The sequence below is a fragment of the Streptomyces coacervatus genome (assembly GCF_029223485.1).
GTDB lineage: Bacteria > Actinomycetota > Actinomycetes > Streptomycetales > Streptomycetaceae > Streptomyces > Streptomyces coacervatus.
Genome location: NZ_JARHTP010000026.1, coordinates 75,002 through 100,905 on the forward strand (window position 1 = coordinate 75,002; position 25,904 = coordinate 100,905).

23 protein-coding genes, 1 tRNA gene, 1 other RNA gene and 1 pseudogene are annotated in these 25,904 nt (G+C 65.9%); 13 read left to right on the forward strand and 13 right to left on the reverse strand.

Translation table 11 applies throughout. The annotated features are described in order from the left end of the window. Positions 1–43: 43 nt before the first annotated feature. The 5 genes from P2Q00_RS44265 to P2Q00_RS44285 all read right to left on the reverse strand — a co-directional run bounded on the left by P2Q00_RS44265 (position 44) and on the right by P2Q00_RS44285 (position 8,781). Positions 44–943 carry a phosphoribosylaminoimidazolesuccinocarboxamide synthase gene (locus tag P2Q00_RS44265; protein WP_275780451.1) on the reverse strand — a complete coding sequence of 300 codons (900 nt, stop codon included), beginning with the start codon at positions 941–943 and terminating at the stop codon, positions 44–46. A gap of 86 nt (positions 944–1,029) precedes the next feature. Beyond that, positions 1,030–2,532: a N,N-dimethylformamidase beta subunit family domain-containing protein gene (locus P2Q00_RS44270; protein ID WP_275780452.1), complete on the reverse strand. Its 1,503-nt coding sequence runs from the start codon at positions 2,530–2,532 to the stop codon at positions 1,030–1,032. A 181-nt stretch (positions 2,533–2,713) separates the two neighbouring features. Then, positions 2,714–4,522, reverse strand: coding sequence for a M48 family metalloprotease (locus P2Q00_RS44275; protein WP_275780533.1), 1,809 nt, complete (start codon positions 4,520–4,522; stop codon positions 2,714–2,716). 384 nt (positions 4,523–4,906) lie between these two features. After that, positions 4,907–6,160 (reverse strand): phosphoribosylamine--glycine ligase, encoded by a 1,254-nt coding sequence (gene purD, locus P2Q00_RS44280; RefSeq protein ID WP_275780453.1) that lies wholly within the window; start codon positions 6,158–6,160, stop codon positions 4,907–4,909. A gap of 320 nt (positions 6,161–6,480) precedes the next feature. Further along, positions 6,481–8,781: a DNA polymerase III subunit gamma and tau gene (locus tag P2Q00_RS44285; protein ID WP_275780454.1), complete on the reverse strand. Its 2,301-nt coding sequence runs from the start codon at positions 8,779–8,781 to the stop codon at positions 6,481–6,483. Between the two features lie 225 nt (positions 8,782–9,006). Between P2Q00_RS44285 and P2Q00_RS51040 the strand changes: the two are divergent. Further along, positions 9,007–9,552: pseudogene (locus P2Q00_RS51040) on the forward strand (histidine phosphatase family protein); the annotation flags it as partial. A 468-nt stretch (positions 9,553–10,020) separates the two neighbouring features. On the opposite strand, the gene P2Q00_RS44290 reads toward P2Q00_RS51040, so the two are convergent. Further along, complete coding sequence (locus P2Q00_RS44290) at positions 10,021–10,596, reverse strand: hypothetical protein (RefSeq protein ID WP_275780455.1); 576 nt, start codon at positions 10,594–10,596, stop codon at positions 10,021–10,023. Between the two features lie 80 nt (positions 10,597–10,676). Next, an RNA gene (ffs, locus tag P2Q00_RS44295) (signal recognition particle sRNA small type) lies at positions 10,677–10,773 on the reverse strand. A 73-nt stretch (positions 10,774–10,846) separates the two neighbouring features. Here ffs and P2Q00_RS44300 point away from each other — a divergent pair. The 9 genes from P2Q00_RS44300 (at position 10,847) to P2Q00_RS44335 (ending at position 18,182) form a co-directional block, all read left to right on the forward strand. Further along, a tRNA-Ser gene (locus P2Q00_RS44300) sits at positions 10,847–10,934 on the forward strand. Between the two features lie 136 nt (positions 10,935–11,070). Next, complete coding sequence (locus tag P2Q00_RS44305; RefSeq protein ID WP_275780457.1) at positions 11,071–12,171, forward strand: tyrosine-type recombinase/integrase; 1,101 nt, start codon at positions 11,071–11,073, stop codon at positions 12,169–12,171. Positions 12,172–13,116: 945 nt separating this feature from the next. Further along, positions 13,117–13,695: a hypothetical protein gene (locus P2Q00_RS44310; RefSeq protein WP_275780459.1), complete on the forward strand. Its 579-nt coding sequence runs from the start codon at positions 13,117–13,119 to the stop codon at positions 13,693–13,695. 59 nt (positions 13,696–13,754) lie between these two features. After that, the gene (locus tag P2Q00_RS51045) at positions 13,755–13,922 is read left to right on the forward strand and encodes a type II toxin-antitoxin system Phd/YefM family antitoxin (RefSeq protein WP_369293698.1); all 168 of its coding nucleotides are present in this window, start codon (positions 13,755–13,757) and stop codon (positions 13,920–13,922) included. Between the two features lie 18 nt (positions 13,923–13,940). Beyond that, positions 13,941–14,258, forward strand: coding sequence for a hypothetical protein (locus P2Q00_RS44315; protein WP_275780460.1), 318 nt, complete (start codon positions 13,941–13,943; stop codon positions 14,256–14,258). Next, positions 14,251–14,397, forward strand: a complete 147-nt coding sequence (locus P2Q00_RS44320; RefSeq protein ID WP_275780461.1) for a hypothetical protein — start codon at positions 14,251–14,253, stop codon at positions 14,395–14,397. Before P2Q00_RS44315 ends, P2Q00_RS44320 begins: the two co-directional genes overlap by 8 nt. A 203-nt stretch (positions 14,398–14,600) precedes the next feature. Beyond that, positions 14,601–15,662: an AAA family ATPase gene (locus tag P2Q00_RS44325; RefSeq protein ID WP_275780462.1), complete on the forward strand. Its 1,062-nt coding sequence runs from the start codon at positions 14,601–14,603 to the stop codon at positions 15,660–15,662. A 723-nt stretch (positions 15,663–16,385) separates the two neighbouring features. Further along, positions 16,386–17,063: a hypothetical protein gene (locus P2Q00_RS44330; RefSeq protein ID WP_275780463.1), complete on the forward strand. Its 678-nt coding sequence runs from the start codon at positions 16,386–16,388 to the stop codon at positions 17,061–17,063. 375 nt (positions 17,064–17,438) lie between these two features. After that, a complete protein-coding gene (locus P2Q00_RS44335) occupies positions 17,439–18,182 on the forward strand; it encodes a helix-turn-helix domain-containing protein (protein ID WP_338059414.1) in 744 nt (247 codons plus the stop codon). A 54-nt stretch (positions 18,183–18,236) separates the two neighbouring features. On the opposite strand, the gene P2Q00_RS44340 is transcribed toward P2Q00_RS44335, so the two are convergent. From P2Q00_RS44340 to P2Q00_RS44355, 4 genes are all read right to left on the reverse strand, one after another. Then, on the reverse strand, positions 18,237–18,575 hold the full coding sequence (locus P2Q00_RS44340) for an Lsr2 dimerization domain-containing protein (protein ID WP_275780464.1): 339 nt from the start codon (positions 18,573–18,575) through the stop codon (positions 18,237–18,239). A gap of 971 nt (positions 18,576–19,546) precedes the next feature. Beyond that, positions 19,547–20,146: a zinc-binding dehydrogenase gene (locus tag P2Q00_RS44345; protein ID WP_275780465.1), complete on the reverse strand. Its 600-nt coding sequence runs from the start codon at positions 20,144–20,146 to the stop codon at positions 19,547–19,549. Between the two features lie 246 nt (positions 20,147–20,392). After that, positions 20,393–20,674 (reverse strand): type II toxin-antitoxin system RelE family toxin, encoded by a 282-nt coding sequence (locus P2Q00_RS44350; RefSeq protein WP_275780466.1) that lies wholly within the window; start codon positions 20,672–20,674, stop codon positions 20,393–20,395. A gap of 4 nt (positions 20,675–20,678) precedes the next feature. After that, positions 20,679–20,936, reverse strand: coding sequence for a type II toxin-antitoxin system Phd/YefM family antitoxin (locus P2Q00_RS44355; protein ID WP_275780535.1), 258 nt, complete (start codon positions 20,934–20,936; stop codon positions 20,679–20,681). Between the two features lie 427 nt (positions 20,937–21,363). Between P2Q00_RS44355 and P2Q00_RS44360 the strand changes: the two genes are divergently transcribed. The 3 genes from P2Q00_RS44360 (at position 21,364) to P2Q00_RS44370 (ending at position 24,356) form a co-directional block, all read left to right on the forward strand. After that, positions 21,364–22,152, forward strand: a complete 789-nt coding sequence (locus P2Q00_RS44360; RefSeq protein ID WP_275780467.1) for a hypothetical protein — start codon at positions 21,364–21,366, stop codon at positions 22,150–22,152. Beyond that, positions 22,149–22,520, forward strand: a complete 372-nt coding sequence (locus P2Q00_RS44365; protein ID WP_275780468.1) for a GntR family transcriptional regulator — start codon at positions 22,149–22,151, stop codon at positions 22,518–22,520. The genes P2Q00_RS44360 and P2Q00_RS44365 overlap by 4 nt, the downstream gene beginning before the upstream one ends. An 846-nt stretch (positions 22,521–23,366) precedes the next feature. Beyond that, positions 23,367–24,356 (forward strand): hypothetical protein, encoded by a 990-nt coding sequence (locus P2Q00_RS44370; protein WP_275780469.1) that lies wholly within the window; start codon positions 23,367–23,369, stop codon positions 24,354–24,356. Between the two features lie 428 nt (positions 24,357–24,784). Here P2Q00_RS44370 and P2Q00_RS44375 read toward each other — a convergent pair whose 3' ends face one another. Beyond that, positions 24,785–25,411 carry a histidine phosphatase family protein gene (locus P2Q00_RS44375; RefSeq protein ID WP_425579543.1) on the reverse strand — a complete coding sequence of 209 codons (627 nt, stop codon included), beginning with the start codon at positions 25,409–25,411 and terminating at the stop codon, positions 24,785–24,787. Further along, complete coding sequence (locus tag P2Q00_RS44380; protein ID WP_275780470.1) at positions 25,408–25,890, reverse strand: SRPBCC family protein; 483 nt, start codon at positions 25,888–25,890, stop codon at positions 25,408–25,410. The genes P2Q00_RS44375 and P2Q00_RS44380 overlap by 4 nt, the downstream gene beginning before the upstream one ends. Positions 25,891–25,904: the final 14 nt, after the last annotated feature.

Here is a 25,904-nt window from a genome sequence, read left to right on the forward strand (position 1 = left end):
CGGCTGCTGCCGGGGGGCTTCTTCGTGTCCTGTTCCCCAAGTCCTACGACCAGCTCGTGCCCGTCAGGCGCTCGTACGCCTCCACGTACTTCGCCCGCGTCGCGTCCACGACCTCCTGCGGCAGCGGCGGCGGGGGCTGCTCGCTCTTCCTGTCCCAGCCGGAGGCCGGCGAGGTCAGCCAGTCGCGCACGAACTGCTTGTCGTACGACGGCTGCGCGTGGCCCGGCTCCCAGAGGTCGGCCGGCCAGAAGCGGGAGGAGTCCGGGGTGAGGATCTCGTCCGCGAGGACCAGGGTCTCGCCGTCGAAGCCGAACTCGAACTTGGTGTCCGCGAGGATGATGCCGCGGTCCCGGGCGATGTCACGGCCCCGCGCATAGACGGCGAGGGTGGCCTGGCGCAGCTGCGCGGCGGTGTCGGCGCCGACCTGGCGGGCCACCTCCTCGTAGGAGACGTTCTCGTCGTGCTCGCCGACCTCGGCCTTGGTCGCCGGGGTGAAGATCGGGGCCGGGAGTTCACTGCCGTCGACCAGGCCCTCGGGGAGGGCGAGGCCGCAGACCGTACGGGACTCGTTGTACTCCAGCAGGCCCGAGCCGGTGAGGTAACCGCGGGCCACCGCCTCCACCGGGACCATCTGCAGCGACTTGCAGACGAGGGTGCGGCCGGCCCAGTCGGCGGGGGCGCCGGCGGGCAGGTCGGTGCTCAGGACGTGGTTGGGGATCAGATCGGCGATCTGCTCGAACCACCACAGGGAGAGCTGGGTGAGGACGCGGCCCTTGTCGGGGATCTCGGTCGGGAGCACCCAGTCGAAGGCGGAGATACGGTCGCTGGCGACCATCACGAGGTCGCCGGCCTCGTTCTGGTACAGCTCGCGCACCTTGCCGGTGTGGAGGTGAACCAGGCCCGGAACCTGAATCGGCTCGGGCTTTTCTACGAATCCGGACACGGTTCCTCCCCGTGGTTATGACCAAGTGGAGTCGATTCTCCCGTATGGCTGGAATCGGTCTTGGACCGGGGGTGCGCTGAACAAGCTCAGTCACGTTTGCAGATGCGGTCCAGGAGGTTTGCTGTGGCGCGCTGAACTCGGGTGTCGACGTGGCCCGGACGGTCCAGGGACGGGGACCAGGCGAACGTCCCGGATGCGAAGACCAGGGCGCCGGAGGGGGCGCGGTAGAGGGAGGTCTCCTGGTGGCGGAGGGCGCCCTCGGAGTCGGTGTACGGGGAGTGGGCGAGCAGGATGCGCTCCTCATGCTCGGGGAGCGGGGTGCGCGGGAAGTAGCGGTCCGCCTCGCCTGCGACCAGGCCCTCGATCTCGTCGCCCTCGTGGGCGCCGGTCGCCTCCCAGAGCCAGTGGTCGGCGTTGCGGACGATCAGGGGGTGGGGGTCGGGGACCCTGCCCGCGTACTGGATGCCGACCAGTTGCTGCTCGGGGCGGTCGATCTCCCGCCAGAGGACGGGGCGGCCGGGACCCCTGCGCTTGCGGCAGGTCAGGAGGCGGTCGGGGACGCCGGACGGGGACGGGCCCAACTCCACCTGCCAGTACATGGTGTTGGCGGAGAGGAAGACGAGAGACGTGCCGTGTTCCCGGGCGAGTTCGACGGTGCGGCGCATGTTGGCCGACCAGTACTCGTCGTGCCCCGGGAAGACCAGACCGCGGTAGCGGGTGGGGTCCACGCGGCCGGCGTGCAGGTCGCGGGCGTCGGCGTAGGCGAGGTCGTAGCCGTATCGCTCGGCCCAGCGGATGAAGTCGTAGGCGTGGCCGACGTGCAGGGGGAGGCCTGCGCCGGCGTACGGTCGGTCGAAGGAGACCGTGGTCGCGGCGTCGGACTCGCCGAGCAGACGGCCCTGTTCGTCCCAGGCGTGGTAGAGGCTCGCGCCCGTCCGGCCGTCCTCCGGGTAGAGGTTGTACGCCTGCCAGGTGACGTCGGGCAGGAGCAGGAGCAGGTCCGCGGGGTGGTTGTCGCGGACCGTGAAGGGGATGTGGGAGCGGTAGCCGTCGACGGTGGTGAGTACGGCGACATAGGCGCCGATGCTCCAGTAGCTCGGGATCTGCAGGCGCCAGGAGAGCCACCAGTGGTGGCAGGAGACCGTGCGGTCCGCGGCGAGCGGTGGGGGCTGGACGATGCCGGAGAGACGGGGGCTGGTGGTGATCTTGGCCGCGCCGTCGCCGCCGTAGTGGCCGATGCGGTAGATGTCCACGCTGAATTCCTGGGGCGGGTCCACCGTGATGTGGAAGTCGACGGCCTCGCCGGGGGAGACCGCGCCGGTGGAGATGAAGCCCTTGATCTGACGGCGGACGTCGTCCGCGGAGCGGGGGCCGCCGGCGGCTCGCGGGGCCGGGACGCGAGGGGTGTTCGAGGGGTCGCCCGCGGGCGACTGCTGGGGTGCGTCCACATACCAGGGGACCACCTGGCCGGTGTCGTCGAAGTACGTCTCGCTGCCGCGGAGCCAGGGGACGGGGCCCTGGCCGAAGGGGTCGGTCACGGCATGCGCAAGCGCTCCGGATTCCCAGCGGCGGATCTGCTCCTGCCCCATGGTCGCTCCCCTCCCTCGACCCCCCGTGGTCGCGTCTCGCCTGCCTGGCTTGTGCCGTAAGCCCTTGCCATGTGCCCGATCGATCCCAGCACATCACATTGCGCACCCATGCGGTCACTATTCGTTGCGAATTGGCCGAAAGTGGAATGCGGGGTTCCGGAACCGTCAACCCGTCAACCTGTCACACAAGCCGGACGGGCTTCTCCGGACGTATGCCGGATTCGAGCAGCCAGGCCCGGAGGGGGGCCGGGTCGCCGTCCTCCACGAGGCTGAGGACGCGGGGGGTCAGGTCTGTGGCCCGTTCGCCGTTGACGACGAGGGACGGGCCGTCGAGCCAGTCGAGGCCGGGGGTTGCGCCTGCGGTGTCCATGGCGGCGCAGCAGACCATCGCGGTGACGTGGTCCGCGAGCAACTCCCGTGCCGTGCGCGGGGGTTGGAGCGGGAAGAGGGGGAGCGTGGCGTCGTCCCAGAGGGCCGTTTCGGGGGCGGTTCGCTCTGCGGGGGTGGCTGTGGCTTCCTCGCGGGCGAGCTCTGCGGTGAGGCCTGCGGCGAGGGTGGCGGTGCGTTCGTTTTCGTTTTCGGGTTCTTCGGCCTCGGCTTCGCCTTCGGCCGTTTTGTTCCCACCCGCACCGCCCGTGATGCTTTCATCGCCGGGTGCGGGTGGCCCCTGTGGGGGTTCCTCGCCGTCGGCGGCTGCCGGTTCGTGTGGCTCGGGCGGTGGGGTCGACAGGTGGTCGAGGATTCTGGAGAGGGTGGGGCCGTCGGCGGGCCGAGTGGCGGGGTCCGGGGTGGGGCTTACGCCCAGGGTGTCCAGGACTCGGTGGAGGCGGGCCGCGTCGGTGCGCCATTTGCGGTCCACGACCTCTTCCGGGTACTCCTCCCAGTCGACCGGGGACCAGTCGGGGCCGGACTCGGCGGGGCCGCCGTGGAAGAGGCGGGCGGCGAGGAGGGAGGCCGCCTCGTCCACTGTCCCGGGCTCTTCCAGCAGGTCGCAGGCGGGGCGCTCGCCCAGGCGGGAGGCGAAGCCCTCGGCCAGTCGGTCGCGGCGGGAGAGTTCGGTCAGCGCTGCTACGACGCCCGCGTCCAGCCGGGAGGGCCAGCGGCCCATCCGCCAGGCGGGCAGCGCGACGCGGGTCAGGAGGCGGTCCCAGCCGGCGTAGGCCAGGCCCACCTGTTCCTGGGCGACGATTCTGAGCCCGTAGTCCACAGCCTGTGCACGCTCGGAGGCCGCGGCCGCCACCCCTCGCTCCATCTGTGCCGCGTGCTCCCGGCAGCTGCGCAGCAGCAGGCGGGCCACCCAGCCGACGCCCGCGCACACCGCGCGGGTCAGGGGGCAGCGGCCGGGAGTCGCAGCGACGGCCACCGCGGCGTCCAGGCCCCGCACGAAGCGGCGGGCCGCGGCTATGTCCGGGTGCGCCGAAGGTCCCGTACCCGCGACGACCGGGGCGAGGACCGCGCGCAGTTCGCCGACGCGCATCCACCACAGGAAGGGGGAGCCGATGACGAGGACCGGTGCGGCGGCCGTACGCCGGTGGGCGCCCCGCACACCCGCTATCTCGTCGCGGTCCGCCGCGGGGGGCGGGCCGTGGGCCGGATGGGTGCGGTCTTCCAGCCAGCTGTCGCAGTCCGGGGTGAGGGCTATCGCGGAGGGAGCGGGGACATCGAGACGGTCGGCGAGGTCGCGCACCATCCGGTACAGGTCCGGGGCCGACTCTTCGGCTATCGGGACCGTCGGGCTCACGGCCGGGCGGGCGCGGGCGACGACCAGGGCGATGGCGCCCGCGGCGAGCAGCACGAGGACGGCGACGGGAGTCACGGCCCAGCGGGCCGCGCGCCAGAAGGCCCCCACGAGATGGTCCGTGGACGCGCCGGCCAGCAGCACCACGGCGACCGCCGCGGGCAGCAGGGCCACGGCCAACGCCCTGCTGCGGATGCGCAGCACGGCGAGGGCCCTCGAGCGCGCTGCCTGCGCGCCCGCCTCCACACCCATACCGGTACCGGTCACGACCGGACCTCACCCCCTCCCCAGCTGTCCTGGCTGCGCGGCTGTCCTGGCGTTGCTCACTCCCCCACTGTGGCACCCGCCACTGACATCGCAATGCCGGTGGGCCAAGTGCCGGACCGCTTGCGCCGCACCCTAGTTGGGGCCTCGGCCCACGTCAGCCGGATGGGGCATCGGTCACTCGATGGAATGGCTTTGGGGAGAGGTGGATGACGGACAGCGAGGATCAGGCCCCCGGTGCCGAACCCATCAGGCTCCGGATCCATGAACCCCGCAGGCCCCGCATCCTTAGACGGATTCGGGGCCTGCGGGGTTGGTCGGTGCCGTGTTGCGGTACCTGTGGACGACGTCGTGGTACCTGTGCACGACGGGTCAGGCGTTCTGCGCCGCCTTCGCCGCGATGTCCGTGCGGTGCTGGGAGCCGTCGAGGTGGATGCGGGAGACGGCCCGGTACGCGCGCTCGCGGGCCTCGGTGAGGTCCTTGCCGGACGCCGTGACGGACAGGACGCGACCGCCGGCGCTGACCACCGCATCGCCGTCGTGCCTGGTGCCGGCGTGCAGGACATAGGCGTGCGGGGTGTCCTGGGCGGCCACCTCGTCGAGGCCGGTGATCGGGTCGCCGGTGCGGGGGGTGCCGGGGTAGTTGTGCGAGGCGACGACCACGGTGACCGCGGCGTCGTCGCTCCAGCGCAGGGGCTCCAGGTCGGCGAGGGTGCCGTTCGCGGCGGCGAGCAGGACGCCGGCCAGCGGGGTCTTCAGGCGGGCGAGGACCACCTGGGTCTCTGGGTCGCCGAAGCGGGCGTTGAACTCGATGACGCGGACGCCGCGCGATGTGATCGCGAGACCGGCGTAGAGGAGGCCGGAGAAGGGGGTGCCGCGGCGGTGCATCTCGTCGACGGTCGGCTGGAGGACGGTCTGCAGGACCTCCTCCACCAGCTTCGGGTCGGCCCACGGGAGCGGGGAGTACGCGCCCATCCCGCCGGTGTTGGGGCCCTCGTCGCCGTCGAGCGCGCGCTTGAAGTCCTGGGCGGGCTGGAGCGGGACGACCGTCTCGCCGTCGGTGATGGCGAAGAGGGAGACCTCGGGGCCGTCGAGGAACTCCTCGATGACGACGCGCTCGCAGGAGTTGGCGTGCGCCTTCGCCGCCTCGATGTCGCTGGTGACGACGACGCCCTTGCCCGCGGCGAGGCCGTCGTCCTTGACGACGTACGGGGCGCCGAAGGCATCGAGGGCCTCGTCGACCTCGTCCGGGTTGGTGCAGACGTACGAGCGTGCGGTGGGGACCCCCGCTCCCGCCATGACGTCCTTCGCGAAGGCCTTGGAGCCCTCGAGCTGTGCGGCCTCCTTGGCGGGGCCGAAGACCGGGATACCCGCCGCGCGCACGGCGTCGGCGACCCCGGCGACAAGGGGTGCCTCCGGGCCTACGACCACGAGGTCGGCGCCGAGCTGTTCGGCCAGCGCGGATACGGCACTGCCGTCCAGCGCGTCGACCTGGTGCAGCTCGGCGACCTCGGCGATACCGGCGTTGCCGGGGGCGCAGTGCAGCGCGGTGACGTCGGGGTCGAGGGACAGGGAACGGCACAGGGCGTGTTCGCGGGCGCCGGTACCGATGACGAGGACCTTCACGGGGGTCAGCCTAGCTGGCGGTCCTGCTGAAGGTTGGGGGGTGGGTTTGCTGTGCGTTCCTCCAAGCCGTGCGGGGTGGTCTGGGTGCCGGTCCTGGGCACCGGTCCTGGGGGCTGCGCCCCCAGACCCCCGCTTCGGCCCTGAAGGGGCCTCGTCCTCAAACGCCGGACGGGCTGAAATGCCGTGACCGGCGTGGACGACGCCCCCTCGCTGTTTATGACGTCCCTCGTCATTTATGGCACCCCTCGCCATTTATGACGCCCCTAGGCGTTCATGACGCCCCTCGCGGTTCATCACGCCCCTGGCCGTTCATGACGCCCCTATTCGTTCGAGAACTCCTCCACCACCGTCGCCCCCAGCTCCCGCACGATCAGGTCGTGGCCGGAGAGGGCCGATTCGTTGAGGTCGGGGTCGTCGTCCTCGGGGATGTCGTCCTCGGGGGCGACCGGCGGCGGGGGTTCCGGGGCCGTCGGCTGGGGGGCGGGAGCGGCTGTGGGGGTGGCCGAGGCCGTCGGGGGCGGTGAGGTGGGGGGGGGAGAGGTGGGGGGTGGGGGGGACGCGGGGCGCTGCGTTGTCGTGCCGCCGCTGTAGCCGCCGGTGCTGCCGTAGCCGCCGGGGGCAGCGCCTCCGCCGAAGCCGCCGGGGGCGGGGGGTGACGGCGGGGCGGAGCCTCCGGACGGGTCGACGATGGCTTCGATCTTCCACTGCACGCTGAACTGCTCGGCCAGTGCCTGGCGCAGTACGTCCTCGCTGCCGCTGCTCGCGAAGTTGTCGCGGGCGCCCGCGTTGACGAAACCGAGCTGCAGGGTGGTGCCGTCGAAGCCGGCCACCTGGGCGTTCTGGCTGAGCAGGATCCAGGTGAAGCGACGGCGGTTCTTGACCGCCTCCAGGATGTTCGGCCAGAGCATGCGGGGGTCCAGGCCGCCGCTCGGGGGGGCGTAGGCGGTGGCGGGCGCGGCGGGCTGGGGTGCGGCTGCCGGGGCCGGGGCCGGTGCGCTGGGTGGGGGCGTGGGTTGTCCGGCGCCCGCGGGGGTGGCCGTGGGCCAGCCGCCGGGGCGTCGGCCGCCGCCCGCGGGGGCCGCGGTGGGCCAGGCGCCGGGGGCCGGAGCGGACGGGGGCGACTGGGGCTGCTGGGCTGCCGCGGGGGCAGGTGCCGGGGGAGCGGGAGGTTCGGACGGGGCTGCCGCCGGGGCGGCAGGTGTCTGAGCCGGGGGTTGCGTGGGTGCGGGAGCGCCCTGCTCGGCGGGGGCGACGCCCCCTGCCGCCGGCCATGCGCCCGCACCGGCGGACGGCGTCCCTCCGGCCGCCGGTGCACCCGATGCACGTACCGCCGCCCGGGCCGCGGCCGGGCCGCGGCCGGGCGGAACCGGTTCCCCGCCCGCCGCCGAGGGCACCGCTCCGCCATGCACGTCGGGCCCGGGCACGTACCCCATGGCCGGCGCACCGCCGCCCGCGGAGAAGTTCACGCCCCGCTCGATCCGGTCGAGGCGGGCCATCACCGAACGCTCGTCCCCGTACGCGGCAGGCAGCAGCACGCGTGCGCAGATCAACTCAAGCTGGAGGCGGGGCGAGTTGGCGCCGCGCATTTCGGTCAGGCCCTCGTTGACCAGGTCGGCGGCGCGGCTGAGCTCGGCGGCGCCGAACGTGCCCGCCTGGGCCTGCATGCGCTCGATGACGTCGGCCGGGGCGTCGATGAGCCCCTTCTCCGCGGCGTCCGGCACGGCGGCCAGGATCACCAGGTCGCGCAGTCGCTCCAACAGGTCGGCGACGAAGCGGCGCGGGTCGTTGCCCCCCTCGATGATGCGGTCGACGACCTCGAAGGCGGCGGCCCCGTCACCGGTGGCGAAGGCCTCGACGACGGAGTCCAGGAGCGAACCGTCGGTGTAGCCGAGAAGGGACGTCGCCATGGCATACGTCACACCCTCCTCCTTCGCTCCCGCGAGCAGCTGGTCCATGACGGACATGGAGTCACGCACGGAGCCCGCGCCCGCGCGCACGACCAGCGGCAGCACGCCGTCCTCGACGGGGATGTTCTCCTTGCCGCACACCTCGCCGAGGTATTCGCGCAGCGTGCCCGGCGGCACGAGCCGGAAGGGATAGTGATGCGTCCGTGACCGAATGGTCCCGATGACCTTCTCGGGCTCGGTGGTCGCAAAGATGAACTTGAGGTGCTCCGGGGGCTCCTCAACGACCTTCAGCAGCGCGTTGAAGCCGGCCGACGTGACCATGTGGGCCTCGTCGATGATGTAGATCTTGTACCGGCTGGCAGCGGGCCCGAAGAAGGCCTTCTCGCGCAGCTCACGCGCGTCGTCCACACCACCGTGCGAAGCGGCGTCGATCTCGATGACGTCGATCGATCCCGGGCCGTTGCGCGCCAGGTCCTGGCACGACTGGCACTCGCCGCAGGGCGTCGGCGTGGGGCCCTGTTCGCAGTTCAGGCAGCGGGCCAGGATGCGCGCGCTCGTCGTCTTGCCGCACCCGCGCGGCCCGCTGAACAGGTACGCGTGATTGACCCGGTTGTTCCGCAGCGCCTGCTGCAGCGGGTCGGTTACATGCTCCTGCCCGATGACCTCGGCGAACGACTCCGGGCGATAGCGGCGGTACAGCGCGAGAGACGACACGCATACGAGGTTATAGGCGCCCACTGACATCGCGGGCCGCCCGGATGCCGAGACGAGCGCCGGACGAAACCTAAGCGTCTCTTGACGGCCGTTTCACAGAAACCGAGCACCCCTCATGATTAAGTTGAAAGCTCAAATACAACAGCAAACGCACAGTGCCCCTGCAGCCCCTCTCTCCACACCCCCACATCCCCCCCACACCCCCCACATCCCGCAAGGACACTCATGCCCCTCTACTTCATTCGCCATGGCGAGTCCCAGGCGAACGAGCAGAACCGGTTCGCCGGACGGCTGGACGCCCCGCTCACCACGCTCGGACGCCGCCAGGCCGAGCAGACGGCCGACCGGGTCGCCGCCCTCGCGGCGAACGGCATACGCATCGACGAAGTGCACACGTCCACCCTCCGCCGCGCCCAGGAGACCGCCGGAACGATCATCGACCGGCTGCCCGAGCCGCCCGACCGGGTCACGGTCGACGAGGCCCTCATAGAACGCGACTTCGGCATCTACAGCGGTCGTAACAAGAGCCTGGTGAAGAAGACCATCGGCTTCGCCGGCTACACCGAGGCGTTCCACTCCCCGACCGGACGGCCACCGGGTGGCGAGACCTGGACCGAGATGTACGCGCGCGTGGCCGCGTACTACGACGACGTGCTCCTCCCGGCCTCCCAGGCGGGACGTACCGTCCTCGTCGTCGCCCACAAATACATCGTGGAGATGTTCGCGCTGGTCGTCGCGGGCGCCCGCCCCGAGTCGTACCGCGACTTCAAGATCCCCAACGCCCGCCCGCTCTCCGAGGACGACCTGCGCCGCGCGGTCGCGGCCCCGGCAGCGGCCGGCCTGCTGAACGACCTCGGCGAGATCGTCGAGATCCGCCTCCCGCTGCTTATCGCCGCAGCGGCCGGGGCGGGGACGGCCGCCCAACTCGCCCTGGGCGTGCACGTGCCCGCCTGGGTGTTCACCCTGACCCTGACTGCCCTGCTCTCGGTCGGCTCCTTCTTCGCCATGCTGCGCGTCAACCCGCACACCCTGCGCCGCCCACTGGCAAGCCTCCACACGGCCTGGCCCCTGCTCCTCCCCCGCCTCGCCCTGGGCCTGACCCTCCTCTGGGCGGGCCACTCCCTCCCCCTGGAACTCGCCGGCCTCTTCCTCCTGCTCCCCCCGGCCCTCGTGGTCCCGACCCTCTCGCTCCTCTGGGGAGGCGACTACTTCTTCGCCGTACGACACACAGTCGCCGCCTCACTGGCCCTCCCGGTGCTGCTGCTGGCGGGTCTGGCGCTCCCGGTGATGCTGCCGGGCGGCGTGGCACAGGCCCACACCCTCACCACCCTCGAACCGGCGCTGCTCACCTACGCGGCCGTACTGCTCGCCGCCCTCGTGCTGCCCGGCGCGGGCGCCCAAGCCCTGCGCCGGCGCGACCCGATCCGCGCGGGCGCCCTCAGCACCAACTGGAACTGGCTGGGCGGCCTCGCCCTGATCCCGCTGGCGGGCCTCGCCACGTTCGCACTGACCCCACCGACGGGCCTGACGGCAGCGCTCGCCGCTCACCTGCTGCTGACGACGACCATCACCGCCGCAGCCCTGACAGCCCTCCGAGGGCTGACGGCTCTCTTCCTCCGCCTGCGCCCGCACGACACCGGCCTCGGCCGCGACATGTTCATCACGCAGAACACGCCCAACGTCTTCCTGTGGCTCGCGATGACCGCGGTCCTCGCCCCCACGACCGGCCACCACCCCTCGGTCATCGGCCTGGGCGTCGCACTCGTCTTCTTCCTGGCCGTCTACGTCGACGAGCGGATCTTCCTCCGGGCACATAGCCGCGAGCTGTCCCCCACGGCGGCACCGCAGGCACCGCAGGCATCGGCGGGATCGGCGGGATCGGAGACATCCGGGGAACACAAGACCCCCCACGCACCCGCCAGAGCCGACCTACCCTTGCTGCCTTCCGGCCCTGGGGGAGTTCAGTCAGATAGCGCCGCGTGAGGGGCTGAGGCCCAGCTTACCCGATCGCCGGGCGCCCGAACGAGTTCGCTAGCACCCTCCAACGTCATGTAATGTTTCCGGCGGAGGATTCGCCTAGAGGCCTAGGGCGCACGCTTGGAAAGCGTGTTGGGGGCAACCCCTCACGAGTTCGAATCTCGTATCCTCCGCCAGAAGGGGTCTGACCTGCGACTTAGCAGGTTAGGCCCCTCTCTCGTTGGTGCTGCGACTGACCATGCAGACCCCGCTACGCAAGACGCTTGGGTGACAGGCACTTGTCTAGCGGGACGGACACAGGAGTCAGTCACCGTGACCACAGCAGCCAGGAAGAGCCCTCTCCGGACACAGCAGCGGACGGCAGGGGTTGACCCTGCCTCCACCCCATCTCTCCCCGCACCCCGAGTAGTAAGAGCTGTGAAGGGTGCCGAGGATGCTCGGCTGGCACAGATCAGTGAGCTTGAGCTTCACCTGTCGACCACCACCAACAGGCAGGGCAGGCCATTCCAGCGGCGCACGATCAACGCCTACAAGTACGCCGCCACTCAGCTCCATCACTGGCTCACCGCACAGAAGACGGCAGGGGACTTCTCCTCCGTCGACACAGCCACCCTGAACAAGTTCTTCCGCTGGTACTACCAGACCCACGACGTACCCAAGAGCCAGGACGGCAAGGGCGGTTACACAGGCGGGACCAACACGGTTCAGCGGAATCTCAGGGCGTTGTTCTCCTACCTCTCCGAGGAGTACGACACAGCAGACCCGTACAGGGATCCCAAGCTCCAGAGGTACGCCACTCCACCCATGGGTAAGCCCAAGACACTCAGCACTGACTTCGTGTCGGACATGCTGAAGGCAACCGGCAACGGCTCACCCAAGGTTCGCGACTTCCAGACAGTGAGGGATCACGCGATCATCCGTGTTCTCACCGAGGGTCTGAGGTCTGATGAGTTGCTCAATCTCAGGGTTCAGGATCTAGACCTTGCCGGGGGAACTCTCGTAGTGGTCCCGATCAAGATGGACCGCAACTCTCTGGACGGCCGAGTGATCCCTATCCAGCCGAAGACAGTGAAGGCTCTGTCTCGATGGCTTCGGGTCAGGGCTACACACAAGCTGGCCGACAAGACGGATTGGCTGTGGCTGGGCACAAGGAACAGGAGCAAGCTCCTCTACGCCGGACTGCACCGGCTCACGAAGAAGTGGGCGGAGGAAGCTGGTTATGACCCTGCCGCAGTCTCCCCGCATTCGTTCTGCCACACATGGGCAGATGACCTGAAAGCGGCAGGAGTCTCGGGCGAACACATCATGGCTGTGCGGGGATGGAAGAGTCCGGCGATGCTCCGACGGTATGGGGCAGACATGGCCAGCAAGAGGGCTGTAGACGCTGTGCACGCATTGGGGGACCGGTACTGACCTAGCCGCACTTCCCCCGCTTGAGAGGGCCCCTGGCAGCGATGCCAGAGGGCCCTTTCTCATACCTGGGAAGTAGGTGGGTGAGAGTTTCCGTCATACCTGAGGATGATCTTCGCCCCATTTTCGGATCCCTGCCTGACAAGGTGCTCTTCCGTCACCCTACTCCATAGGTGGAGGGTTGCTCGGACCCCCTCAAGACGGCTGGTCTCCGTCGGTGTGTGGTTGAAGGGCTCGGTGCCTATGGTGCCGGGCCCCTCTTCTTTGGCTCACACCTGGACCAACACCCAAGACCCGGGACCGAACGCCGCGATGTCAGTCGCTCCACATAGAATGTGGAACTGAAGAAGTTCACCGGACTCCAGGAAACATCTGACACCCCCTGACGCTGTCCGGCTTCTTGTTCCACACCGAGTCTCGGGTACTCGTTTTCGCGACTGACCACCCATGCCGTGGCACCACCCATACTCCGGCCCTGACGGCACCCTCTTTTTTTGCCCAGGGGTCCCCACCTTTCCCGCCGAGGGATTCGTCTATCCAAAGGTCCCCACCTATCAGGCAGGGCACTAGGCCCTGCCGTACCACCACTGACCGCGAAGGAGATAGCTATGTCCAAGCGCCACTACGTAATGCAGCCAGACCACTCATACAAGTGCGTGTCATGCCGACAGGAGTTCATCACCCGAGAAGAGCTGGGCAGCCACTACAACCTCAGGGGTAAGTGCAAGCATCCCATAGGAATGGGTCTGCCTCTCGACATTGATGTGAGCCACTACAGGTGGACCAGCAATAAGCCCGAGAAGGGGTCTATACGCCTCTCTAAGGCAGCGCGAGACCGAGCGGATGCAGATCATCACCAGCATTACAACGGGGCCCCACAGAGCCACTGAAGGCTTTCTAGGGCCGGGAATGACCCGGCCCCCACACCACCATTAAGGAGACCAACCAATGCAGTGCGTAGACACCGAGTGCACCCAGGAAGGCCAGCCGTACGAGATTGGCGGAGTGCATCTCATCATGTGCCAGTACCACCGCTATCAGCTTGCCACTAAGAGCAAGGAGCGGGCGAGGAAGGTGATAGCTGAACTGGACGCTATCGGCGCCATCACGCATCACACGGAAGGTTGGACCTACGTCGTCCGCATGGCAAATGGCATGGTCAAGATTGGCACCACTAAGAAGAGTGACCTAGAGCGATTCCAGAGGCTGAGCCGAGACAAGAATGGTGGAGTTCCCGTTCAGATGCTGGCAATCGTCAAGGGCGGTGAATCCCTGGAGTACCTGTTCCATGAGAAGTGGTTCAGCCTCAAGATTCCCGGACAGATGGAGGAGTTTCATCCTGACCCCGCTCTACTGCGTTGGGCTGAGGAGCTAGGCACTGATGACGGAGTAGACATCGACGGATACGAAGACTGGATGGCATACCGACACAACCGAAAAGACGCACCTGTCCCTGAGATGTTCGGGGATGTGGTGGAGCAGATAGCCGAGCTTCAGAAGTCTGAAGCTGAGTCCTTCTGGGAGTGACTAAGCAGTAGGGCCGGGGGCATGCCCGGCCCATCCATTCGAGACAACAAGGAGAACCGATGGCAAGCATCGGAAGTAAGGAAGCTAAGGGAGTCCTGTCCCAGCTAATGCAGCGGGCCGAAAGAGGAGAGACCATTCGCATCACCAAGTACGGACGAGACGCAGTGGTGATGATCTCGGCAGAGCGATACGACCGACTTACACGCAACCTCATGGAAGACAACTGAGACGCGAGGAGGAAACGCATGGCATACCGCAAGAGGCAGACACTTACCCCAAGCATTGTCACAGTGCTGGAAACGATGGCTCCGAAGGTGTGGGTGACTCCAGACAGGAAGGTCTTCCATAACGGGGACGACGACCTGAGGGAGGAGATAGCAGCAAACATCGAACGGGGAAGAGAGATAGGGGCTAGGAAGTCAGCCCTGTTCTTCCTCGCCGTACTGCTGACCGCTATGGAGCGTGGCACCTTCACCCCCGCCGATATCCAGAAGCTAGACCACATGGGGCAGGGCAACGCTACCTATCTACTGGAGAAGCTGAAGGAGAACGAGAGTGACTGAGCAGATCACGGAACTGTGGGATGAGTACCTGGGGCAGGGCGGTGAAGCCCTGCCACTACTGAAGGTCTTGGTGGACAACGCTTGGGATTCCTTGAGTGGAGACGACATAGCCGAGCTTCAGAGATTCCTGAGCTACTGAAATGGGAACCCCGAGCCGGCTGGCCCTTTCAGAATGACGAGCAACTGATTGTTCTTGGTGAGGGGCCGGATATTACCGGCCCCCTGCCATGGATGCTCAGGCATTCAGAACCAAGCCTCCCAAGAACACCGACACCGATTGGCTGAGGGCTATGGATCACACGACCCACCGACGTGCACACCACACCGAATGGAGATATCAGCATGAGCGAGTACGGATACGAGGAGTACCAGGCCGAAGACATTCCCGACTGGAGCGGAGACAGCTGGGGGTGGGGAGAGATGATGCAGGCCGCCGACACTGAGGAGGACTTCATCATCCGAGACATTGCATCCGCCGAGACCACAGCCCTTGTGGGTAAGAGCGTCATCGGTAAGAGCTGGATGGTCTCCCACATCATCGCTTGCTCTCAGACCGGAGAGAAGGTGTTCGGTGAGATCGAGATGGCAGACCGAGACTGGAAGGTCGCAATCCTCGGCACCGACAATAAGCCGCACAAGGAGTACGGCAAGCGAATCCGTACAGCCATCCCGGTCGGCATGACCCCCAATCTCCGAACCTTCGACCTTCCGGTTATGGATGCCGAGTGGAAGTGGAAGTCCCTGCACAAGACCCTGGTGGCCAACGGATTCAACCTGGTGGTTATCGACTCCTACACCCAGTCGGTTGGAGAGTTCAACGACAACGAGCGAGTGACCCGATACTTCAACGGGCTGGAACTGTTGGTTAAGTCTGGCATCGCCGTCTTCATCGTTGCCCATGAATCCGAGAAGGGACGTGGCGGCACTGGTGCACTCGGCTCCAGCCTGTTCAAGCAGAAGGTTCGTTCCCACATCACGGTGACCAAACAGAGTCGCGGAAAGGTGAAGCTGTTCATCGAGAACAACGCCAGCGAGGAACACCAGTACATCCACCTGAAGGCTGGGGTCGGCGCCCGATACACCATCGAGGACCGGTACACCGAGAGCGAGTACGAGGCACGCAGGGCTAAGGGCTCACGAGAGAACAAGGCGCAGCAGCAGGAGAAGCAGAAGCGAGACGCCGCCACCCTCGACCGCAACAAGGAGATGGCTCAGTTCGTGGTCGAGTTCTACAAGAGCCAGGCCAAGACTCCATCGAAGACTGCTGCGGCCAACGCCCTGGCCGATAAGTTCGAGGGAACCAAGGTGAACACTCACAAGGTTGCACTGTCCGGCTCCCAAGGCTTCGGCTCGATGCTGGTGTGGGATGCCAGCGGTAGGCCGAGCCTGAAGCAACAGGACTGAGCCGCAGGGAGGGGGATGCCAGGGATGTTATTAATTATCCCCTCCCCCTTATATATCCCCCTCCCCACATAACTAATAACGATGGGAACGCTCCGCTCCGGGCAATGGCCCTGCGCTGCGCTAGATGGCGGGGAGATGAAGAGGGCGGGGAAGGAAGGGCGTAGCGTCAAGCGAAGTCCTTCCGTACAACCTCGGCGGGGGAAGAAGGGTGGAGCGTCAAGCGGAACCCTTCGTCAGTACGGTGCTCCGGCATGGGCCTGCGCACCTACCAGTTGGCGGGGAGAAATGGTATGGGCGACGACGGGCAACCGGAGGAGGAGCCCCGTACTCCTGTAGTTGTGGGTAACTACTCACAGGGTGAGATTCATTGCCACCCAGAGTCTTCCATCGCTGTACGTGAGTCTCCGGGCTACGGCCCTGCGCCTCACTTCCTCCCCACTTCAGGACGAAGCGTCTAGCGGAGTCCGTAACAGGGTGGCTGTTCTGGGATTCCCTCCCACTCATTCCTCCCCGCTGTACGGGAGTCTTCGGCAAGGGCCTCAGCCTCCCTCACCCATTCTTTCCCCCGCCTCAGGGACGCAGGCTCTTGCCGGAGTCCCCATCACTTGTCACTGACCATCGAGAGTCTTCGGGCAATGGCCCTCAGCCTCTCCTCTCCCCGCCACTCATTCAGGGCTGGCTACGACGCCAGCCCGTACTTGTTACTACTTAGGAGACCAACCAATGAAGATGACCGAGACTTCCAAACTCACCATTCAGACTGAGACCACAAGTGAACTCAAGTCCATCATCAGAACGAGAAGGCTAGTCGACTCGATGATGTGGACTATCGCAGCAGGAGCAATACTCTTCTCGCTTATGACGGGATCACCTCTAGTCTCTGCTCACTCGCACTGGGCATGGACTGGATGGATCCTTCCTCTCCTCGTTGATGCTGCTCTAGTTCTCTCACTCTCCGCTGATTCCATCCTCAGTAGACATGGAGTCCACTCCGGTCACTGGCCTACCGCTTTCAGGTGGATCACAGGAGTCGCATCACTGTTCTTGAACTGTTGGAGTTCACTTTCCTCCGGTGACTGGGTTGGTGTGGCAGTGCACTCGATAGCCCCGGTAGTGCTGATCTGTGCTGCTGAGGTTGCTCCTGTGTACCGGAGGAAGTTCCATGAGATTGAACTCTCCTTGAGTGATCAGGTGCAGGAGTTCACAGTCACTAGAGCAGTCTCGAAGAAGAAGACTGTAGCGAAGGACTCCACTCCACTCACCACTAACCAGCAGGCAATCAGGGATGGATTCCTGGCGGGGAAGAAGGCAGGGGTACTGGCAGAGGAGATTGGAGTCAGCCCCTCGTACGTCTACACCCAGTACAGGAAGATGAAGGATGAACTCGACCTCACTGCATGAGAAAGGGCCGGGTCATCCCCGGCCCCTCATCACTCCATCTCTTCTAAGAGGTTCTGGTCTCTTTCCTTGCTTCCCGATAGTGACCCCATAGAACCTCTGCCTCCCCGCATCTCCCACCTGTCTCTCTGCACTCCTCACACTTCACAGCGTGATCCACGAAGGCCCCGTAGGTGTTCATCACCTTGTCAGTCAGCCGGGGTACTCGCGCCGGAACCTTGGCCCTCACTCTTGCCTCATCCGCCATGCCCGCATCGTGGCTACCCATACAGGTCGGATCTGGCCAGGACTCAAGACAGTTGGGACGTCCAGGGCTACCCTCTGAAGACGTCCTAGATGTCCATGGGGGAGACCTTGAACACTGCCCTACGATCAGCTATGGAGTCAGCTGGTCTGTCACCGAGGAAGCTGGCCCTGAAGGTGGGGGTGTCGGGGAAGACGGTAGAGCGGTGGATCAATGACTCTGAGCTAGTCCCCCACCCAAGGAATCGTGAGGATGCCTGCAAAGCACTGGGAGTGGACGAGGAAATGATCTGGCCCAAGGCAGTGAAGGAAAGGATTAAGACGGGCGGGGACAGGGAGATTGTTCAGAGCTACCCATACCGTTCTGCCTGTCCTTCAACGGTTTGGTCAGAACTGACGGAGAACTCCACCGAGGAACTGTTCTTCTCCGGATACACGAACTACTTCCTGTGGACCACTATCCCCGACTTCTCCGGCCTCCTACGTAGGAAAGCACACGAGGGTTGCCGCATCAGGTTCCTGACTGGTGATCCCAACGGAGAAGTCACAAGGCAGAGGGAAGCCATCGAGGACGTAGCCCTTACGGTATCCACCCGCATTCGAATGACCCTGGAGAGCCTGAAGAAGCTAGAGGGAGTGGAGGGTATTGAGTCTCGCTTCTCCTCCGCTCAAGACGCAGTGAACCACGTATCCCTGTCGGTATTCCGTTTCGACAGCGAAGCCCTGGTTACACCCCACCTGGCTAGGCTGGTTGGCCACGACTCCCCGCTACTCCACCTCCGCTCCATGGGTGAGGGTGGGATGTTCTCCCGATTCTCTGAGCACGCAGAGGAACTGTGGTCCAGGGGTGTTCCTGTAGAGCAGCAGAACCATGGATAGGGGCCGGGGACTTCCCGGCCCTTCTCGGTCCAGCGGGGAGAAGCAGAACGACTCTTACGCGTGAGCCTTCCTGTACTGCTCCCGGAAGTACTCGGGAACCCTTCCACGATCAGACAACGGCTTGCCATCGGGGTCCTTGACGCCGTTCTCCAGAACCCACGCCCGAACCGTTGCAGCGTCCAGACCAGCATCCTTCTTCTTCGGTGTGGCCTTGATGGTCCCGGCCTTCACCTTGAACTCCTCCTTAAGGTACGGGGCCAGGAGCTTGGCCAACTCACCCTTCTCAGTCTCAAGAAGGTCGATTGTGTATGCCTGACCATCCCATGAGAAGGAGACTTCTTCAGCCCCTTCCTCACCCGAGAGGTCAGAGATGATGACTGTCTTACGTGCCATGCTTCGCTCCTCTAAACTTAGATTGCCGTGAGGGTAGCAGGCATCGTGTCGGAGTGGGCTGCAAGAGGCTCTAAGCACGAAGAAACAAAGGCCAGCACAACCTAAGCGTTGCTTGCCCTGAGTTATTTCCCGGTACGGAGAGTAAGGGACTATGACATGTATGCCGTCAAGGGTTCCGGTCAAGTACCACTAGGGGTGTCATGGGTCCCATCTAGGAGTCCCTGTACGTCAAGTTCTATGGCACATTTCTGAGGGGTCTCACTCCCTCCCTCCCAGCGGCCATTAAATAACCCCCGGTCCGGATTCCCTATCTGCCCCGGTATGGATTTCGCCTGGCAATGCCCGGTCGAGTCCACCCAGGAATGCGGGGAGGAATGCAGCAGGAAAGCGAGAGATCAGGCCAGCCGAGTGAATGTGTATTACCTAGGGCGAGACCTGTGCATTCATTACCGACGCTGGGCACTCATCGACCATTCCCCATGCCTGCCTGCCACTCATCCCCCGCTCAGTCCTTGACCTAGCTTGACGGCCCTGTGTAGCTCTCTACCGGCCTCGCACCCCCTCTCTGGACCATCACCCCAGGGACTTCATGAACGGCGCTCACAGAGGCATACAGGGCTTCGATACCTGAGCAGTGGTGATCCGTACGGCTGGCACCGTGGCCAGCCGACACCAGGGAGCGGGGGTGAGCCTGGCTAGACAAGACGCCTTGACTTCACGAGAACCGCTTGACTAGGGCGTTGTCCCTGGTCACAGTGGGTGTGTCGCAGCTTCTAGGTGAACTGATTGGAAAGCGTGTTGGGGGCAACCCCTCACGAGTTCGAATCTCGTATCCTCCGCCAGTGCCTCACCGGGCACGATGTCGAAGGGCCCCACCGTTCGCGGTGGGGCCCTTCGGCGTGTTGTGATCTCAGTTGGCGCGATCGGAGGGGATTGGACCTCCGAGAACCGGATCGCGGTGGAGCGATGTCTCAGTAGGAGATGACGATCTTGCCGAACCGCTCGTTCCGGGTCAGGTCGGTGAAGGCCGTGCGGAACTGGCCGATGTCGTAGGCCTCTTCCACCACGGGTGTGATCGCTCCGTTGACGACCATGTCCAGGATGCGGGTCTGCGCCATGGCCGAGGAGTGGGGGACGTAGACGAACGGCGCCTTCCTCCTGCTGAACAGGGACGCGATCATGCCCGCGGGGTCCTTGTGCGGATTGACGTTGACGAAGGTCCCCGTCCGGGACAGCTTCTTCGTCACCTGGCCAAAGCGCAGCCGCCCGGAGAGGTCGAAGACGATGTCGTAGATGCCGGTCAGGTCCTCGAAGGACGTGTCGCGGTAGGAGTGGACGGTCGTCGCGCCGAGTTCCTTCAGCCGCGGCGCAGAGTTTCTGCCACCGATCGCGGTGACGTCGGCGCCCAGGGCGGCGGCGATCTGCACGGCGTATACGCCCACTCCACCGCTCGCGCCGACGACGAAGACGTTGCCCCCACCGCGGGACGCGACTGTGCGCAGCCGGGCGACACCGACTCCTGATCGGCCCGTCGCATGAGCCCAGATGCAGCCCCTGCCCAGGGAGAACACGGGGCACCCTGCCCTCGGCTCTAGTCTCATTCACCCCCGTCCAGCGCCGCCCAAGAGCGCGCCCACCACCCACTCCGCGCCAGGTCAGAACACGCCCGCCCCCCCACCGAACGTCGGGACGAAGACTTGGAAAGCGTGTTGGAGGCAACCCCTCACGAGTTCGAATCTCATATCTTCTGCAACCGGCCGGCGCATACCCCCGCGACTTCCGACGAGCAGTCTGCGCCAACCTGCACTGCGGAGGGCCTACGGAACTTGGCGGTAGATGTCGCGGCGGTTGCCGACGGCCAAGACCCACACAATCAGCTGACCGTCCTCAACGGTGTAGACGACGCGATAGTCGCCAACCCTGAGCCGCCAGCGGGCGCTGTGCCCCTGGAGGGCCTTGACGTCGAACGACGTGGAGTCCCCCACGTCCATCGCCTTCTGGAGTTCGGCGAGGCGGTACAGAATGCGCAGGGCGTCCGGGCGCGGGATCTTGAGCATGTCCCGCTGGGCGTGCGGCGCGAAGCGCGTGACGTACCCCATGAGGTCAGCCCTGATGAGAGCGCAGCAAGGCGGCCATCTCTTCGAGCGAGACCGACCCCTCCGTACCCTCAGACTCAGCTTCGTCGGCCAGCTGGTTGAGCCACGCCTCTTCGGCATTCTCCGCGATCTCACGCAGGCGCTGATATTCCTGGATGTCGATCACTACGGCTTCCTGCTTGCCACGCCGAGTGATGATCGTCGGGGTTTCCTCCCGACGTGCGCGATCGATGACGTCAGCGAGGTGACTGCGGACATCGGCCATGGATTCGACCACCGGTTCACTCATGTCATGAATGTAGCAGATGTACATGAAGATGATGGAGGCAATCCCGAGCCACGCGACGTGCGCCACCCGGACCCCTGCCCCTTTCAAGAGAGGGCGATCTCACCGAACCCCCGGACGAACATTCGGAAAGCGTGTCGACAAGGCCCCACCGTTCGCGGTCGGGAGCCTTGGCAATCTCGGCCACGTCGGCGGGGACGCGCCCGCGCGGTACCGCCTCAGCGAGGGCTGCCAGGAGGGCGTAGTGAGCATGCTGAGCGATGTCGGCCCAACCATCCCAATACCCCCGCCCCCCGACGCCCCCTCTGCCTGTCCAGCATCTTGTATCGCCAACTTGACACAAGATGCGGTGTCCGCCATCTTGTACTCGACATTTGATACAAGGGCGCCACGACGGGGGACCACCATGCTCGACACCGCCTTGCCCGGCCCGCACCGACGCGCTCGCCCCGCTTCGTTCGCCCGATGGGGCGGTCTCGTGCTCGGCACCGCGCTGGCCTGGGGGATCGCCCAGAGCGACCGCCTGGGGCTCGGAATCCTCCACGCCATCCCGGTCTTCGGTATCTGCACCGTGGCGGGCGTCCTGGCCGCAGACGCCCTGATCCCCAAGCGACAGGGGCCAGTACGCCAGGCGGGCCTCACTCCGCGCCGTATCCGCGACTTCCTCCCGATCCGCTTCGCCACACTTCTGGCCACCCAGGCCGCTGTGCTCATCACCCTGCTCACGGCCGCCGCGATCACCGCGTCCGCGGACGACATGGGCCGGGCGAGCCGCTCACTCAGCGCGGCCTGCGGCGGGCTGACCGAGTCACACGGCCCCTGGCCCGGCCTCTTCTACAGCGCCCCGATCTTTGGCGCCCTCGGGGTCGGCAGCACCGCCTGCGGCTACGCCCTGTACCGCATCACGAGGCGACCGGCCCCCGACGGGGACTCGGCGCTGCTCGCCGCCGACGAAGAACAGCGCCGAGACCGGGCGCTCGCGGTGACGGCCGCGTGGGGACTATTGGTTTCCGCTCCGCTCGCCGGCGCAGCGTTCTTCGCATCAGGTGCACTGCGCTCGCTCTCCTGCCTCGGACCCGCGCCCCACGCCGTCGGCTGGGCCCTGCTGCCGGTCGCGGCGACGGCCGGCTGCACGGCCGCGTGGTCTGTGTTCGTCCTTGCCGCCCCGCTCTCCGTCCCCCGGAGGCAGCCATGACCCGCCCGACCGTACGTGTGGACACGACCAGCCCGGTCCCTCCGTACGAGCAGATACGGGCCCAACTTGCCGCGCTCATCGGCGGCGGACACCTCCCGGAGGACGAACGGCTCCCCACCGTCCGCCAGCTCGCCGCCGACCTCGGCCTGGCCACCGGTACCGTGGCCCGCGCCTACAAGGAGCTGGAGGCCGCGGCCCTCATCCGCACCAAACGCGGAGCCGGCACCCGGGTCGCTGCCGTACCCAGGGCCGCTCATCCCGACACCGCTCGGCTCACCCAGCTCGCTCGCGAATACGTCGCTGCCGCCCGCGCGACCGGTGCCGACGAGACAGCCGTCCTCGCCGCAGTACGAGCCGCACTGGACTGAACCGACTCGCCCGAGAGGAACGGCCCGAAGACCGAGAAACCCCACTCCTCAGCGTCGCCGATGCGTCGACCGATGATTGAGCTCGGTCCAGCACGCACCAACACCCCGCGAGATTGGCCGTCCACTTGATCGGTCAGTCCGCGGATCCTGACCAGTCAGGCCACTTGAGGAAGGGCCAGGGCCGACAGTCGGGGTGAAGGCGCGGCAGAAACGTTCGGCTCGACAAACGGTTCCCCGGTTGCAGTTCTGGTTGCATTCACCCCCGTTCAGCACCGTCCAACACCTGCCTTCAGCTCCACTCCGGCCTGGCTCCAGGTCTGCCCATGCGCCAGGACAACGACGCGGCACTCGGCAGCATCAACAGCGCTCTGCGTCACCTGCCCTCGCTGGGCACCGCGGCAGCCACAAGCTCCTGCACGAGCAGTGCCTCGGCAAGCGCGACATCAGCGTCGAAGGCCGGCTACGTGCCGGCCTCGACACCGAGTACCGGTGCCCACTGGAAGAGCGGGAAGCCGAACCAGACAAAGGACACGCCGAACTCCCGAGAGACAAGCCGCGCCACGGCAGTACGGGCCGTGGAACTTGTCGCCGTGTTCACCGCAGCGCAGGAAGCAGCCAGACGTGTGCCCGTAGCAGGGGCCGCAGCCGGTTCCGGTGGACCGACCTAGCTTTGCCACCGCAGGCCGAACGCCACCTGTCGACTGCCGCTACTTATAGCCCGCATATTGTCGTGCCGCCAAACATAGTTCACTCGATGGGGCTGGATCCCAGCCGAAATCCCCGAAGTGCACCTGCCGCGCCTCATGATTTTTCATAGGCGCAATCTGGCGACGCGAGAGGAAAACCATGCGCGATGTCTTCACTCTCATCACGGAACAAGTTCTGCGTGACAGCGGCGGGGAGCCCATCTGTGCGCATGTCGGCGATGTTCAAGTGTGTGCAATCAAGAGCCACCCCACATATCAGGTGTTGCGCGATAAAGTTCGACTTGGCCGATCGAAATCCGTAGCTAGCTTGCGCCTCTGGGAGTCGGTCTGCACTCTTGCAAGAGAAAGCAACCATCAGGAGCGGGAGAAATGGTTGATGATCCTGTTGGATCTACTGACTCCATACTTCGGGGGATGGTCGAAAGAGTTGGCGCGAAAATGGCATTACGAGGTCTCTGACATCAGGTCTGCCATGGTAGAGGGCACTCTGGAGGCATGGTTTTCCATGACAGGTGGCACGCCTTCCAAGAAACTCCTGGATACCATGATGACTCGCGCGTTCACCGGCGCTCGCGGCCTGGTGGAAGCCGGAAGTTCGGAAACGTGTGCGGCAAGTGCGGAGTATTTGATTGCCGATGCCGTGCAGAAGGAAGATTCTACGCTGCTCGCATCGTCAATCATTGACGTCGGCACGGTGCAGGATCCGGATGCCAACGAGAGAATTCGCGGCGAGCGCACAGGAGCCCTACTGCAACGAATGGGAGCCATGGACCATGCCAAGATCCTCCATGATAAACTCCGCAGCGGTCGCCGTGATGAGGCAGATGCCCCCTGCATCACTCCCGCGCAGGTGGGGCGATCCTGGGTGGACGGGAAGAATCTTTACTATCGAATTTCCGACATCCTGCCGCAGTATATTGGCTTCAGCGAGGCGGCCAATACTATTGGCCTATCAGAATCCCAAGCATCAAGGATGGCCAGGAAAGGCTCCCTCCCCTTCAGAGTACTCTGGATTGGCAATAGCCGGGTCGTCTCGGTCAAGTCACTTATGCTCATCCTGGACATCCAGGATTCCATCGTGCATCCCGACGATGTGGAGAACGGAGCTTCTCATGTCGGCGGAGAATAGAAAATCGACGAATAATTTCATTGCTCGACGGACAAGCCAGGGCAGTGCCTGACACAGATCTTCTACTGCCGGGTCTCCGCGTCGGGCACGGCCCGGGGCGAGGCGCAGCGCGGCGCGGCGCGCCGCGGCTGCGCATGCTCCGGGATCTGTCTTCGTGCGGCACCCGCGGATCATGGAACTGCACCATCCTTGAACCGGGCAAGCCCTCCAGTGGTACGGGCCGACATACGGCAAGTAGGTCAGCAGTGGTTGCAGTTCTGGTTGCGTTCCCCGGCTTACGACATCATTCAGAAGCTCCACCTGAGTCGGCTGCGCCGCAGGTCAGAACGCTCCCGCACATCCCCGTACCCCCAGACGAACCTTTGGAAAGCGCCGGGCACGATGTCGAAGGGCCCCACCGTTTGCGGTGGGGCCCTTCGGCGTGCGGTTCAGTTCAAGTGGTGGGTGTCGTTGAGGGTCTGCACCGTGGCTGTGCCGTTCTCGGCGTACGTCACCGTCGACAGGGAGGCCGCTGCGAGTTCCATGTGGAACAAGCTGTGTGGTGGGGCTTGGAGAGCTAGGCGGATCAGGGTTCTGAGTGGTCCGACGTGGGAGACGACCAGAACCGTGGCGCCGGGGTACTGGGCGAGGAGGCCGTCTCGTACGGCGGCGGCCCGGCGGGTGACCTGTTGCATGGCCTCGCCCGCGCCCGACGGGGGACTCTCGGGCGAGGCGAACCATGCGTCCAGGTCGTCCGGGTAGCGTTCGCGGACTTCGGTGAAGGTCAGGCCTTCCCAGGCGCCGAAGTCCGCTTCCCGCAGGTCCCGGTCGACCCGGACGCCCAGACCGAGGCGCGCGGCCGCGGAATGGGCGGTCTCCTGGCAGCGCCGCATCGGTGACGTGACGATCGCCGCGATGTCGCCGCGGTCGGCGAGGGCGTGTGCTGCCGCCTGGGCTTGGCGGCGTCCGGCCGGGGAGAGGCCCGGGTTGGATCCTCCGCTGCCGGAGAGCCGCCGCTCCGGGGTGAGCAGGGTTTCGCCGTGCCGTAGGAGTACGAGCGTCGTTGCGTCACTCACTCCGCGGTCTGCGCGAAGTGGTCCCGTACGGCGTCGGTCTGCTTCTCCATGACGTCGATGATGGCCTCGACCACGTTCAGGTCGGCGTCCTCTGCGATCTCCAGGGTCCGCGACCAGTCGAAGAAGCTGCGGGCCGGGTCGTTGGTGATGGGGAGTACGCGGATGGTGGCCTCGTACTTGGCGACACCGCTGGTGGGGGCGATGGCCCGGTAGGACTGGGTCTTGTTGATCTCGTCGCGGGCGGCGATCTCCTGTTGGACGAGGCGGCCGTTGAGCGTGAGCCTGAAGTCGTAGCGGGCCGGGACGGTGTCGACCGAGCCGCCCTCCACCCAGCTGACGTCCCGGTGGATGTCCAGGTCGCCCGGGGACACTATGTCCAGGATCTGCATGGCGTCGCGGACGGTCGTCCACACGGTGTCCGGGTCGGCGTCGAGGATGGTGGAGTGGTACATGGTGTGCTTGCGCTGGATCGTCGGCACGGCAGGTGCTCCTT